This is a genomic window from Lactococcus garvieae, assembly GCF_016027715.1.
GTDB classification, from domain to species: domain Bacteria; phylum Bacillota; class Bacilli; order Lactobacillales; family Streptococcaceae; genus Lactococcus; species Lactococcus garvieae_A.
In genome coordinates, this window is sequence record NZ_CP065691.1 from 109,832 (window position 1) to 122,586 (window position 12,755).

General features: G+C 39.6%; 15 protein-coding genes. All 15 read left to right on the forward strand.

Features of this window, described 5'->3' with window-relative positions; translation table 11 throughout:
• Nucleotides 1-19: 19 nt before the first annotated feature.
• The 15 genes from I6G50_RS00680 to hrcA all read left to right on the forward strand — a co-directional run bounded on the left by I6G50_RS00680 (nucleotide 20) and on the right by hrcA (nucleotide 12,751).
• Nucleotides 20-235, forward strand: coding sequence for a F0F1 ATP synthase subunit C (locus tag I6G50_RS00680; RefSeq protein WP_003135074.1), 216 nt, complete (start codon nucleotides 20-22; stop codon nucleotides 233-235).
• Between the two features lie 53 nt (nucleotides 236-288).
• A complete protein-coding gene (gene atpB, locus I6G50_RS00685) occupies nucleotides 289-1,002 on the forward strand; it encodes a F0F1 ATP synthase subunit A (RefSeq protein ID WP_003135072.1) in 714 nt (237 codons plus the stop codon).
• Nucleotides 1,003-1,015: 13 nt separating this feature from the next.
• Entirely contained in the window at nucleotides 1,016-1,522 is a 507-nt protein-coding gene (gene atpF / locus I6G50_RS00690) for a F0F1 ATP synthase subunit B (RefSeq protein WP_003135070.1), read from the forward strand.
• Nucleotides 1,523-1,536: 14 nt separating this feature from the next.
• Complete coding sequence (locus I6G50_RS00695; protein WP_003135069.1) at nucleotides 1,537-2,064, forward strand: F0F1 ATP synthase subunit delta; 528 nt, start codon at nucleotides 1,537-1,539, stop codon at nucleotides 2,062-2,064.
• A 71-nt stretch (nucleotides 2,065-2,135) separates the two neighbouring features.
• Complete coding sequence (gene atpA / locus I6G50_RS00700; RefSeq protein ID WP_003135068.1) at nucleotides 2,136-3,644, forward strand: F0F1 ATP synthase subunit alpha; 1,509 nt, start codon at nucleotides 2,136-2,138, stop codon at nucleotides 3,642-3,644.
• An 11-nt stretch (nucleotides 3,645-3,655) separates the two neighbouring features.
• Entirely contained in the window at nucleotides 3,656-4,537 is an 882-nt protein-coding gene (locus I6G50_RS00705) for a F0F1 ATP synthase subunit gamma (RefSeq protein ID WP_003135067.1), read from the forward strand.
• A 59-nt stretch (nucleotides 4,538-4,596) separates the two neighbouring features.
• Nucleotides 4,597-6,006, forward strand: a complete 1,410-nt coding sequence (atpD, locus tag I6G50_RS00710; RefSeq protein WP_003135066.1) for a F0F1 ATP synthase subunit beta — start codon at nucleotides 4,597-4,599, stop codon at nucleotides 6,004-6,006.
• Nucleotides 6,007-6,023: 17 nt separating this feature from the next.
• Nucleotides 6,024-6,449, forward strand: coding sequence for a F0F1 ATP synthase subunit epsilon (locus I6G50_RS00715; protein WP_003135065.1), 426 nt, complete (start codon nucleotides 6,024-6,026; stop codon nucleotides 6,447-6,449).
• A gap of 175 nt (nucleotides 6,450-6,624) precedes the next feature.
• On the forward strand, nucleotides 6,625-7,311 hold the full coding sequence (locus I6G50_RS00720) for a hypothetical protein (protein ID WP_197908871.1): 687 nt from the start codon (nucleotides 6,625-6,627) through the stop codon (nucleotides 7,309-7,311).
• Nucleotides 7,312-7,411: 100 nt separating this feature from the next.
• On the forward strand, nucleotides 7,412-8,527 hold the full coding sequence (locus I6G50_RS00725; RefSeq protein WP_197908872.1) for a hypothetical protein: 1,116 nt from the start codon (nucleotides 7,412-7,414) through the stop codon (nucleotides 8,525-8,527).
• A gap of 86 nt (nucleotides 8,528-8,613) precedes the next feature.
• Nucleotides 8,614-9,531 (forward strand): lactate/malate family dehydrogenase, encoded by a 918-nt coding sequence (locus I6G50_RS00730; RefSeq protein ID WP_197908873.1) that lies wholly within the window; start codon nucleotides 8,614-8,616, stop codon nucleotides 9,529-9,531.
• Nucleotides 9,532-9,646: 115 nt separating this feature from the next.
• A complete protein-coding gene (locus I6G50_RS00735; RefSeq protein WP_003135061.1) occupies nucleotides 9,647-10,351 on the forward strand; it encodes a histidine phosphatase family protein in 705 nt (234 codons plus the stop codon).
• On the forward strand, nucleotides 10,335-11,138 hold the full coding sequence (locus I6G50_RS00740) for a M15 family metallopeptidase (protein ID WP_197908874.1): 804 nt from the start codon (nucleotides 10,335-10,337) through the stop codon (nucleotides 11,136-11,138). The genes I6G50_RS00735 and I6G50_RS00740 overlap by 17 nt, the downstream gene beginning before the upstream one ends.
• Nucleotides 11,139-11,170: 32 nt before the next feature.
• Nucleotides 11,171-11,575: a hypothetical protein gene (locus I6G50_RS00745; protein WP_197908875.1), complete on the forward strand. Its 405-nt coding sequence runs from the start codon at nucleotides 11,171-11,173 to the stop codon at nucleotides 11,573-11,575.
• A 138-nt stretch (nucleotides 11,576-11,713) separates the two neighbouring features.
• Nucleotides 11,714-12,751, forward strand: a complete 1,038-nt coding sequence (gene hrcA, locus I6G50_RS00750; protein ID WP_042753114.1) for a heat-inducible transcriptional repressor HrcA — start codon at nucleotides 11,714-11,716, stop codon at nucleotides 12,749-12,751.
• Nucleotides 12,752-12,755: the final 4 nt, after the last annotated feature.

The following is a 12,755-nucleotide window of genomic DNA, read 5'->3' on the forward strand; positions in this document are numbered from 1 at the left end:
TATAGAAAGAGGTCATTAAATGACAACAATCTCAATTGAAGCTCTTAAAGCAGTAGCTATTGGTATTAGTGCACTTGGTGCCGCTATCGGTGATGGACTTATTGTATCAGCATTTATCAACGCTGTTGCACGCCAACCAGAAATGGAGGGTAAACTCCGCGGAAGTATGTTCCTTGGTGTTGCCTTTGCCGAAGGTACATTCTTTATCGCCTTAGCTATGGCTTTCTTGTTCTAAAAAACGTTGATTTAATTTAATACTCAACAATTATTTAGAAAGGAAGACTAGCTATGGAATCGACATGGACATTTAATGTTGGACCAGTAACTTTTGACGGTGTCATTCTTTATATGACAGCTTTGACCGTTTTAATTGTCTTTGGTTTGATTTATTGGGCAAGTCGCAATATGCAACTTAAGCCTACAGGTAAGCAAAACGTCCTTGAATGGGTAGTTGACTTTATTAATGGTATCGGACGTGAAAATCTGGGTGCTAAAGAGTCACCAAAATATGCCCTCATGAGTTTTACACTCTTTTCTTTCCTTTTGATTTCGAATATCATCGGGCTAGTTACTAAAATCAGTTCACCAGAAGACATTAGTTTATGGCGCTCTCCAACAGCTAACTCTACAGTTGACTTGACCCTAGCGGTCTTGGTCATTGTACTCGCCAATACTCTTGGTGTGAAACAGTTTGGCTTCAAAGGCTATCTCAAAAATGCCTTTTGGAAAGAACCAAAAGCAATGCTTCCGATGACTATTATGGAAGAATTCACAAATGCTTTATCTATGGGACTCCGTCTTTATGGTAATATCTTTGCTGGTGAAGTCCTTTTAGGAATAATTGCTGGAATGATTGATTCCGGTTGGTTTATTCTTCCAGTTGTTTGGATTTTGGCGATGGCTTGGATTGCATTCTCAATCTTTATCTCATCTCTACAGGCTTATGTTTTTGTCCTTTTGACAAATCTTTACATCAGCCACAAAATTTTAGCAGAACACTAGGAAAGGAGTAGAAATGCTTACTACATTATTAGAAACTGCTCCGAACACAGTTCTTGGTAATATTATCGTTGTCAGCGGTGCATTCATCATCTTGCTGATCTTGGTTCGTAAATTCGCATGGGGTGCCATCACTGGTATCTTTGAAGAACGTGCAAAAAAAATCAGTAACGATATTACAACTGCAGAACTGTCAAAAAAAGAAGCAGAAACATTATTAGCACAACGTGAAAATGAACTTGCAGGTTCAAAAGAAGAAGCTGCACACATTATCCAAACAGCCAACGATACAGCTAAACAAAATCGTGCAAATATCTTGGCAACAGCCAATGATGAAGCAGCGAATGTTAAAAAACGTGCTCAAGAAGACATTGAACAAGAGCGCAAAGAAGCCCTCAGTTCAGTTAAAGGGGATGTTGCTGATATTTCAGTACAGATTGCTGAGAAACTTATTGGTCAATCTTTGGACACACAAGCACAATCAGAACTTATTGACAGCTATATTGCTAAGCTTGGCGAATAGGAGGTTGGTTGTAAATGACAACAGTCAGTTCTCAAAAATACAGTAAAGCCTTGCTTGAAGTTGCGGAAGAACAATCTCAACTAGAAGTTATTCTTGCTGAGGTCAATGAACTTACGCAACTTTTTAAAGAAGATGACCTGGCTTCCTTCTTTGGAACAGAAGTCTATTCTGCATCAGCAAAGTCTAAAGTCATTGATAGTATTAAGGAAACTTCATCTGATTTGATGAAGAATTTCCTTGATACTGTACGCTCAAATGGACGTTTAGCAAATTTAGCAGAGATTCTTGCTGAAATTAAAAATACAGCAGATGACATGTTTAAAATTGCTGATGTAGAGGTTATTACAAGCGTAAAATTAACTGAAACACAAATCGAAAAATTTGTTGCTCTCGCTAAATCGAAATTTGATTTGAACGAAGTAACAATCGTGAATACAGTAGATGAAAAGATTGTCGGTGGATTTATCGTAAATTCCCGTGGAAAAATCATTGATGCTTCTGTCAAATCACAATTGGCAAAAATTGCCAAAGAGATTCTCTAAGAGTCTCTTCTTTTGGGAAAGAAATTTCTTAAACCAATTCACATGAAAACTCAGAAAGGAGCAAAATACATTTGGCAATCAAAGCGAATGAAATCAGCTCACTGATTAAACAACAAATTGAAAATTTTACACCAGATTTTGAAGTCGCTGAAACTGGTGTTGTCACTTATGTTGGTGACGGTATCGCGCGTGCTTACGGCCTTGAAAATGCGATGAGCGGCGAGCTTGTCGAGTTTGAAAATGGCGTATATGGTATGGCGCAAAACTTAGACAGTACAGACGTTGGTATTATCGTACTCGGAGATTTCCTCAGCATCCGCGAAGGGGATACAGTAAAACGTACAGGTAAAATCATGGAAATCCAAGTCGGTGAAGAACTCATCGGTCGTGTAGTAAACGCGCTTGGACAACCTGTTGATGGCCTTGGCGACATTAACACAGGGAAAACACGTCCTGTTGAAGCTCCAGCTTCAGGTGTTATGCAACGTAAATCAGTTTCAGAACCATTGCAAACTGGTCTTAAAGCCATCGATGCCCTTGTACCAATCGGTCGTGGTCAACGTGAGTTGATTATCGGAGACCGTCAAACAGGTAAAACATCTGTAGCTATTGATGCTATCCTTAACCAAAAAGGTAAAGATATCATCTGTATCTATGTAGCAATCGGTCAAAAAGAATCAACAGTCCGCACACAAGTTGAGGCACTCCGCAAACTTGGGGCTATGGATTATACAATCGTTGTAACAGCTTCAGCGTCACAACCTTCACCATTGCTCTACATTGCTCCTTATGCTGGTGCAGCTATGGGTGAAGAGTTCATGTATAATGGCAAACACGTCCTCGTAGTTTACGATGATTTGTCTAAACAAGCCGTAGCTTACCGTGAACTTTCACTCTTGCTCCGCCGTCCACCAGGTCGTGAAGCCTATCCAGGGGATGTTTTCTATCTTCACTCACGTCTTTTGGAACGTGCAGCGCAATTGAGCGATGACTTGGGTGGTGGATCAATGACTGCCTTGCCTTTCATTGAAACACAAGCTGGAGACATCTCTGCTTATATCGCGACAAACGTTATCTCAATCACAGACGGACAAATCTTCCTTGAAAACGATCTTTTCTATTCAGGTATTCGTCCAGCCATTGATGCCGGATCATCTGTATCTCGTGTTGGTGGTGCAGCTCAAATCAAAGCGATGAAAAAAGTTGCAGGTACACTTCGTCTTGACTTAGCTTCATTCCGAGAACTTGAAGCCTTTACTCAGTTTGGTTCAGATCTTGATGAAGCAACACAAGCTAAGTTGAACCGTGGTCGTCGTACAGTAGAAGTTTTGAAACAACCTTTGCACAAACCATTGGCTGTTGAAAAACAAGTACTTATTCTTTACGCATTGACACATGGACATCTTGACGATGTACCTGTAGAAGATATTCTTGACTTTGAAGAAAGAATGTTTGATTTCTTCGATGTAAACTATGCTGAACTTTTACAAGTCATCACAGATACTAAAGATTTGCCAGAAGAAGCAAAACTTGACGACGCAATCAAAGCCTTCAAGAAAACTACAAATTACGTTAAATAAGGAGGTTCATTATGGGCGCTTCACTTAGCGAAATTAAATCAAAAATTGCTTCAACAGAAAAAACAAGTCATATCACTGGAGCCATGCAAATGGTTTCCGCAGCTAAACTTCAAAAATCTGAAAAAGTTGCCAAAACTTATCAGATTTATGCAGACAAGGTGCGCCAAGTGACAACTGATTTGGTTGCTGCAGATCGTGGTCCTTCTAAAAATCCAATGATGATCAAACGTCCTGTCAAAAAGACAGGGTATCTGGTTATTACATCGGATCGAGGCCTTGTAGGAGGTTACAACTCTAATATCTTGAAGTCAGTCATGAATAAATTACGTGAAAAACATCAAAGTCCAGAAGAATATAGTATTCTTGCTTTAGGTGGAACAGGAGCAGATTTCTTCCGTTCACGTAAGGTTGAATTATCTTATGAATTACGTGGTTTGACTGACCAACCAAGTTTTGATGAAGTTCGTGAAATTGTACGTCAGGCTGTATCACTCTACCAAAATGAAGAGTTCGATCAGCTGTATGTTTGCTACAATCACCATGTCAATTCTTTGACAAGTGAAGCACGCATGCAAAAAATGTTACCAATCACTTTTGATGAAGCAGAAGAAACAGAAGAAGAAGCTCCAGTATCACTGGTCAGCTTCGAACTGGAACCTAGCCGCGAAGCTATTTTAGATCAATTATTGCCACAGTATGCTGAAAGCATGATTTATGGAGCAATTGTTGATGCTAAAACAGCAGAACATGCTGCTGGTATGTCTGCTATGCGTACAGCAACAGATAATGCTAAGACAGTGATTAATGATCTGACGATCCAATACAACCGCGCGCGTCAAGCAGCAATTACGCAAGAAATTACGGAAATTGTTGCAGGAGCCTCAGCGCTTTAAGCACGTGGTAACCTTTCTAAAAGAATTAAAGATAGAAAAATAAACTAGGAGGAAAAACATTGAGTTCTGGTAAAATTACTCAGGTTATCGGTCCCGTTGTCGACGTTGAATTTGCGTCAGGCGCGAAACTTCCTGAGCTTAACAACGCTCTCATCGTATACAAAGATGTAGACGGCGTTAAAACTAAAATCGTCCTTGAAGTCGCTTTGGAACTTGGTGATGGTGCAGTTCGTACTATCGCTATGGAATCAACAGACGGCTTGACTCGTGGACTCGAAGTTCTCGATACAGGTAAAGCAATCAGCGTACCTGTAGGTCAAGAAACACTTGGACGTGTCTTCAATGTCCTTGGAGATGCTATTGATGGTGGCGAAGCTTTTGCCGAAGATGCAGATCGTAGCCCTATCCACAAAAAAGCCCCATCATTTGATGAGCTTTCAACAGCTAATGAAATCCTTGTTACAGGGATTAAAGTTATCGACTTACTTGCCCCTTACCTTAAAGGTGGTAAGATTGGTTTGTTCGGTGGTGCCGGTGTTGGTAAAACCGTCCTTATCCAAGAATTGATTCACAACATTGCCCAAGAACACGGTGGTATCTCAGTATTTACTGGTGTTGGGGAACGTACACGTGAAGGTAACGACCTTTACTGGGAAATGAAAGAATCAGGCGTTATTGAAAAAACAGCCATGGTCTTCGGTCAAATGAATGAACCACCTGGTGCACGTATGCGTGTTGCCCTTACTGGTTTGACTATTGCTGAATACTTCCGTGATGTTGAAAAACAAGACGTGTTGCTTTTCATCGATAACATCTTCCGTTTCACACAAGCTGGTTCAGAAGTGTCTGCCCTTTTGGGTCGTATGCCCTCAGCCGTTGGTTACCAACCAACACTTGCAACTGAAATGGGTCAACTTCAAGAACGTATTACTTCAACAAAACAAGGTTCTGTAACTTCTATCCAAGCTATCTATGTCCCAGCCGATGACTATACTGACCCAGCGCCAGCTACAGCCTTCGCTCACTTGGACGCAACAACTAACTTGGAACGTCGTTTGACACAAATGGGTATCTATCCAGCCGTTGACCCATTGGCTTCTTCTTCTCGTGCTCTTACACCTGAAATTGTTGGTGAAGAACACTATGAAGTCGCTATGGAAGTTCAACGTGTCCTTCAACGTTATAAAGAATTGCAAGACATCATCGCTATCCTTGGTATGGATGAATTGTCTGATGATGAAAAGACATTGGTAAACCGCGCACGTCGCATCCAATTCTTCCTCTCACAAAACTTTAACGTTGCCGAAACGTTTACAGGGGTCCCAGGATCTTACGTACCTGTTGAAAAAACTGTTGAAGACTTCAAAGCTATTCTTGAAGGTAAATACGATGCAATCCCAGAAGATGCTTTCCGTGGTGTAGGTCCAATTGAAGACGTTCTCGAAAAAGCTAAAAAAATGGGTTACTAAGATAGGAGGTTGCTGAAATGAGTGAAAATGTCATGGCTATACAAGTCATCACTCCCGCGGGTGTCGTTTACGACCACCATGCAACCTACATTCTTGCGCACACTCTTGGTGGAGACATGGGTATCTTGCCTAACATGATCTCAACCATTGCTGGTTTACAGATTAGTGAGCTTAAGGTGCGCCGTCCTGATGATATGAATCACGTTGATTATATTGCTGTAAATGGTGGTATTATTGAGGTCAAAGATAGCTTGATTACAATTATTGCAGATTCTGCTGAGCGTAATCGTGATATTGATGTTCCGCGTGCAGAACGTGCCAAACTCCGAGCTGAAAAAGAGCTTGAAGAAGCGAAAGCAGCACATAAGAGTGATGAAGCGAGACGTGCAGAAGTTGCACTTCATCGTGCGATTAACCGTTTGAATGTATCAAAACATAATTAATAAACAAAAAAACATCCAATACTGGATGTTTTTTTAATGTAATTGTAACAAAAAAACTTGATTTAAAATGTTAGAATGTAAATCTAAATACAAATTTTACGTATAGTTTTGTAAAGTATTACGAAAATGATTAATATAACGTATTTGTTATTTTGATACTAAGAGGAGGTAAAGCATGGGGAAGGAGGAGAGTGCAGGTATTCAGCACTGCCAGAAGCTATTGAAAGCGTTAGAAGCTTTAGAAGAAATATTTACACAATTTGATACTTTAGAAATTGATTTTGTAACCGAAGCTCAGCGAAAAATTAACCATCGTTCAGCTCTAACAGCTTTTATCTTACCAATGCTTGTCCTGTCTTTTTATCTTACGAATGATTTTGCCTTTGTTGATAATGTAGCTGAGCGTTCTATATTGCAAACTTTTTTAGGAACTTTTATTGTCAGCTTTTCTCTATGGGCCTTGGGGATTTATTTAAATAGTTTTTTCAAAAAACTGTTTGGTAGCGATTCTCTGCCGATTGGTCAAAAATCTTTGGCTAAACAGCTTTTTCCCAAGTACAGTCGAAAAAGAGAAAAAATGATTACAGATATGGAAATGCTTTTAGATTGTGAAGCTTTGAAAAATACACCAATTCCAGAAAAATATCTTAATCTAAAAAGTTTGAACTATATTACTGAAACCTTAAGGCTCGAAGAAGCTTCTACTTTGAAAGAAGCAGTGGAATTATTGGATTTAGAAATAAAAAATTCACGAGTACAATGTACCTTGACGGAGAAAGCCAGCACACTTCGAGCAGAAGAGATTATTAATGGAGGCATCAGCCAAACGCTCTTTGAACAGTGGCTCAAAGAACGTATATGAAACCTTAGATATAACTGTGGAGAAAATATTTGGAGTAAGAGTTATTCACAGTTTGAAGGATGCTTAGTATAAAAAGATGAGAGAGGAGCTTTAATTTTATATGAGAAAGAACATAAAAGGATTCGTTTTGATGGGTGCCTTAATAATAGGTATCTTTGCAAACATAGGAAAAATTGAAGCATCTTCCATTGCCACAGATGACTCGTCACATACAGCAGGAACATCCAATGCTTTACTGGATCCTGCAACTTCCTCAAGCCCGCTTCAATCAGAGATATATTTCAGTTTTCAATGGGGAGAAGCTATCCCTAATGCTACGCTACCCGAAGCATTCACACAAAGGGGGGAGCTAAAAACAAGAATAATTCCCCCTGTAATTTCCCTTCCTAAAGATATTACCATTCAGCAAGTGGCTAACCATCAAGGCATTGTATATGCTACTCTAGAAGAGGCCTGTCGCTCAACTCAGTATACAGCAAAGGGTGTAAGTTTTGTAATTTATTTGGTCAAAGACGTATCTACAATTGAAGGAGAAACAGCAGTAACGCCAGACGTGCCAAATCCAGAGTCTATAGCACCACCAAATCCGATTACTCCAACAGTACCAACCAATCCAGAAACTCCAGATATTGTCATACCCCCCACAATAACTGAACCGCCGAAGCCAATTACCCCGACGGCCCCACCCATTGATCCCGATATCACGCTACCACCAGTCCCAATAGACCCACCAAAACCGGTTACTCCAACAGCACCCCCTGTCAATCCTGTAACCCCCGATATCACTCTGCCACTAGTGACAGTAGATCCGCCAAAACCACTCACCCCGATAGCCCCACCTACATCACATGAGAAAAAAGTAGACGTGCCCACCAAAGAAAAAAATGAACCTAAAAAACTAAAACCGACTACAGTAAAGAAAGTTAACGATAGAAAAGAGCCAAATGTCGGCCCCACTTATTCGACTAGAGAAACTTTTCCTGCTCAATCCTTAACTTTAGTCCCTCAATCCACAGCCTACTTGGTAGATAATACTGCTGAAGGAGAATTAAGACAGCAATTGCCTCATGTAGCTGAAAAAGTCGCTTCTCGTAAGCATGCTATTGCAGTTAACGCCGCAGGTGCTGGGGGCGTCGTTACCGGTATCGGTACCTCTGCTTTACTGCTAAGTGCGTTGAAAAAAATAGGTTGGTTACGTCACTTCTTTAGTCAATAAAAGAAAAAATCTCTGAAAAAGGGGATTTTTTTTGATACAATGAAACAAGTAAGGGGAGCTTTCCTCTATATTAAAAGGAGATTCAGATGCGTAAAGTAGGTATAATTGGTTTAGGAAATGTCGGAGCGATGATTGCTCAAATGATTGTGCAAGCAGGTTATGTTGATGAATTAGTCCTCATTGATAAAAATACAGCAAAATCAAAGGCAGAAGCTTTTGACATGTTAGATGCTGCAAGCTTACTGAATAGTCACACAAAGATTACGGTTGGAGATTATCCAGATCTTACAGATGCAGAAGTTGTTATTTCAGCCTTGGGACATATCAAAGCTTTGGATGCTCAAGACCGCTTCCAAGAACTTAAAATCAATACACCAATGGTTAAAGCTGTAGCCGATGAAATAAATGCTTCAGGTTTTAAAGGTGTATTCTTAATTGTGACAAATCCAAATGATGTGATTGCACAACTTTATTCACAAGCACTTAATCTTCCAAAAAATAAAGTTTTTGGCACAGGAACTTATTTGGATTCAGCACGTTTGCACCGCTACATTGCTGAAGAAGCTGGTGTAGATGCACGAAGTGTGAATGGTTATATGCTGGGTGAGCATGGTGATTCACAGTTTGCGGCGTGGTCGACAGTTACTATTGGTGGGGTACCATTTGAAAAAACAGCTGCTAAGAATAAATTTGATCTTGAAATTATTGAAAATTCAGCACGTCATGGTGGTTTTGTAGTCTATGAAGGTAAAGGCTATACAAACTTTGCTATTGCAGCAGCTTCAGTGAGCCTGATGAACTTGATTCTCTCTGATGCTAAGGCAGCGGTCGTTTGCTCACACTATGATGCTGAACTAGATGCTTACTTATCAACACCAGCGCTTGTTGGTCGTGAAGGTGTACAAGCGTATCCAGGATTTATTGAAAGTCTATCTAAAGATGAAGCGGATAAGTTAAAAGAATCTGCACATGAAATCCAAGAAAAAATTAAAAAATTCAGCTAAGATATAGCATAAATATTTAAGCCTCTTGGACTGCAAGAGGTTTTTTTGTCTGTTAAATTACTTTGAAATAAAGTATAATATTAAGGTATACACAGTTAGAAGATAGGGTGAATTCATGGTTGAAATTTATTTAGTAAGACACGGAAAAACAATGTTCAATACAATCGGGCGTGCACAAGGTTGGTCAGATACACCATTGACGGCAGAGGGTGAACGTGGTGCCATGGAATTAGGGTTAGGTTTCAAGGAAAAAGGATTGAAATTTGATCGCGCTTATTCGTCGGATTCGGGACGAACCATTCAAACAATGGGATTCATCCTGGAACATTCAGAAAATCAAAATATTCCTTATAAGATGGATAAACGTATCCGGGAATGGTGCTTTGGCTCTTTTGATGGTGGCTATGATGGTGAACTTTTTGATGGCGTTCTTCCTATTATATTTGCTGAAAAAGGTATGAAGGACTCTGGTCGTTTTCCTACAGATGAGGAACTTGCGCGTGCAATATACGAAGTAGACACAGCAGGATGGGCCGAAACTTGGGAAGAACTTTCTGGACGCATTATGTCAGGTTTTGGTGAGATGGCTGCAGAGTCAGAAGCGGCTGGAGCAAAAAACATCGTCATTGTCAGCCATGGCATGACTATTGCGAGCTATGTTAAAATGCTTCGTCCTGATGAAGAGCGCCCACATGACTTAGACAATGGTTCTGTAACGCATCTTACTTTTGAAAATGGTCAATTTAAAATTGGTGAAGTTGGATCAATGTTTTACCGTAAACTCGGGGCAGAAGTGTTAAAAAATGCAAAGAAAAACTAAAAAAAGAAAATTAAATAAAAGTAAAGTGATTGGGAGTATTCTTGTTCTTATAGCTTTCATTGGTATCTGTGTATTCACTGTGAGCAAGCTTAAAACCCGAGATACTAATCAACCAGAAACATCTCTTACAACCACTGCATCAAGTACGTCAAACCCTTCAAGTTCAGAATCCGAAAGTAAGAAAGCAGACTTACCAGATGCTCATCAATCGGACTGGAATCTAATCTTGGTTAATAGAGAAAATCCTAAAGAAGAACTTTCTCCCGACTTAACTACTATAGGTAGTGTGCAGGTGGACAGTCGAATAGCTGAGGCACTAACAGAATTTTTAGCTGCTGCACAGGCTATTGATCCTTCTGAGCATTTGATTTCTGCTTATCGCTCTGTCGCTTATCAAGAACAGCTATTCAATGGTTATGTCGAAAACGAAATGGTGGGAGCGGCAGGGTCAGTAAATAATACCGGCCAAGCTATTTCCCGTGAAGAGGCAGAAGCAAATGTTAAAACTTATTCACAACCCGCAGGAAGTTCAGAACATCAGACAGGTTTGGCTGTGGATATGTCAACCATAGATGCGCTGAACCAAAGTCCTGCAGATGTTGTGGAAGAAGTTAAAAAAATTGCTCCCAATTATGGTTTTGTCTTACGTTTTCCAAAAGGAGGAAAGTCCTCCACAGGTGTAGATTATGAAGACTGGCATTTTCGTTATGTGGGTGTAGAAAACGCGAAGTATATGACAAAACATAACTTAACGCTTGAACAATATTTAAGGTTATTGCCAGAATAAACGGAAAGAAATTCCAAAGGAGTAACGAAACTATGCTGAATAAAGCACATCTTATTTTATATGCTAATATCGCCCTATTTATCTACACACTCATGCAGGTATCCCAGAGGCTTTTAGCTGCTCCCAATGCTTTTACGACTTTTTTTCAAAATACAAGTCGTACAGTAACTCATTTTATCAATCAAACTTTAGCCCCGGTTGCTCAGTGGCAAAACGTTATTCAAGTGCTTCTCGTTTTTGTGATTATCCTTCTGATTATCCGTTTTTTTCATGTCGGAATCTTACTTTTAGAAATTTGTGCTGGTTTAGTACTCGTTGATTGGCTTTATCAATATTTTACACACCAGCAAAATTTGACACTACTCTATCCCCTTGCTGTCCTTTTTATTAGCTTGTTTAGTATCCGCTTTATTGCTAAAGAAATGGCATTAATTTAATAAAATTTAAAATTAGCACTCTATAAAAAAGAGTGCTAATTTTTGGTTTTTTTGCTTGACAAGTTATTTGATAAGGGTTATAATAAGATTGTTAGCACTTGGAGGTGTCGAGTGCTAAAATGGAAGAAGGGAGACAAAATGATTACAGAACGGCAGCAACAGATTTTGGATTTGATCGTCTCTCTTTACGCTAAAGAGCATACTCCAGTTGGTTCTAAAGCTTTATTGGAGCAGATTAAAGCTTCGAGTGCAACCATCAGAAATGATATGAAAGCTCTCGAAAATCTTGGTCTTATCCAAAAAGAACATACATCCAGTGGGCGTGTCCCTAGCATTTCTGGTTATAAGTACTTTGTGGAAAATGTATTACGTCTAGAAGAGTTTACACAAAATGACCTTTTCCAGATTATGAAGTCATTTGATGGTGAATTTTATCGCTTATCGGATTTATTCGAGAGAGCGAGCGAAGTGCTATCCAGATTGACAGGTTTGACATCTTTTGTACTCAATGTACCTCAAAAAGAGCAAGTCTTGCAGTCTTTTGAGCTAGTTACTTTAGATAACCACTCGATACTAACAGCGATGAGCTTAGCTACTGGCGAAATCCGAACCAACCAATTTGTTCTTCCTAAAAGTATGAGTGAGCATGACTTGAAAGTCTTCACTCGTTTAATCAAGGAACGCTTGGTGGGTAAAAAAGTTCTGGAAGTACATTACGCTTTACGAACTGAAATACCGCAGATTGTACAACGTTATTTCAAAACCACAAGTGAGGTCTTAGAACTTTTTGATTCAGTCTTTGCGGACTTGCTTACAGAAAAGTTGACCAGCAGTGGTCGGGAGCATGTCTTTGAGTTTGCGACAGATAACCTGTCCGAACTTTACAAACTTTTAAGCGATGACGCACGTATGGCTCAGGAAATACGTGAATTAACCAATACAGATGAGATGCGTTCGGTTGTTATTGATAATGTATCTTACTTTGCAAACCTCACGTTAATCAATCAAAAGTTTGTCATTCCTTACCGAGGTTTGGGTACACTGACTGTGATTGGGCCGGTGGAGCAAGACTATCAAAAAACGCTAAGTACGCTTGACTTACTTGCTAAAGTCTTAAGTATGAAACTAATGGATTACTATCGCTATCTTGATGGTAATCATTATGAGATAAGTTAACATA

Coding starts and splice junctions, on each gene's coding strand:
- I6G50_RS00740 (WP_197908874.1), top strand. CDS start 10,335: ATGCAAAGAAAAACTAAAAAAAGAAAATTAAATAAAAGTAAAGTGATT.
- atpF (WP_003135070.1), top strand. CDS start 1,016: ATGCTTACTACATTATTAGAAACTGCTCCGAACACAGTTCTTGGTAAT.
- I6G50_RS00715 (WP_003135065.1), top strand. CDS start 6,024: ATGAGTGAAAATGTCATGGCTATACAAGTCATCACTCCCGCGGGTGTC.
- I6G50_RS00745 (WP_197908875.1), top strand. CDS start 11,171: ATGCTGAATAAAGCACATCTTATTTTATATGCTAATATCGCCCTATTT.
- I6G50_RS00725 (WP_197908872.1), top strand. CDS start 7,412: ATGAGAAAGAACATAAAAGGATTCGTTTTGATGGGTGCCTTAATAATA.
- hrcA (WP_042753114.1), top strand. CDS start 11,714: ATGATTACAGAACGGCAGCAACAGATTTTGGATTTGATCGTCTCTCTT.
- I6G50_RS00735 (WP_003135061.1), top strand. CDS start 9,647: ATGGTTGAAATTTATTTAGTAAGACACGGAAAAACAATGTTCAATACA.
- I6G50_RS00695 (WP_003135069.1), top strand. CDS start 1,537: ATGACAACAGTCAGTTCTCAAAAATACAGTAAAGCCTTGCTTGAAGTT.
- I6G50_RS00705 (WP_003135067.1), top strand. CDS start 3,656: ATGGGCGCTTCACTTAGCGAAATTAAATCAAAAATTGCTTCAACAGAA.
- atpB (WP_003135072.1), top strand. CDS start 289: ATGGAATCGACATGGACATTTAATGTTGGACCAGTAACTTTTGACGGT.
- I6G50_RS00680 (WP_003135074.1), top strand. CDS start 20: ATGACAACAATCTCAATTGAAGCTCTTAAAGCAGTAGCTATTGGTATT.
- I6G50_RS00720 (WP_197908871.1), top strand. CDS start 6,625: ATGGGGAAGGAGGAGAGTGCAGGTATTCAGCACTGCCAGAAGCTATTG.
- I6G50_RS00730 (WP_197908873.1), top strand. CDS start 8,614: ATGCGTAAAGTAGGTATAATTGGTTTAGGAAATGTCGGAGCGATGATT.